At 52.3% G+C, this 214-nt stretch carries 1 protein-coding gene; it reads left to right on the top strand.

Features of this window, described 5'->3' with window-relative positions:
• A partial coding sequence (locus B3V51_RS01465; RefSeq protein ID WP_286707846.1) for an AGE family epimerase/isomerase occupies positions 1-214 on the top strand: 214 nt, incomplete at both ends.

Here is a 214-nt window from a genome sequence, read left to right on the forward strand (position 1 = left end):
CTGATCCCGAAGATTATCGCGGCGCCAATTGCAACATGCATACGACCGAAGCCTGCTTAGCACTGGCAGATGCTACGGGTGAAACGCGCTGGCTAGACCGCGCACTACACTTAGCCAAGCGCTTCGGTCATGATATGCCTAGTACTTACGATGGTCGCCTACCTGAACATTTTGATAGTGAGTGGAATCTGTTGCCCGACTACGATGCGAATGA

The sequence above is a fragment of the Psychrobacter sp. UBA2514 genome, assembly GCF_002341255.1.
Lineage (GTDB): Bacteria > Pseudomonadota > Gammaproteobacteria > Pseudomonadales > Moraxellaceae > Psychrobacter > Psychrobacter pacificensis.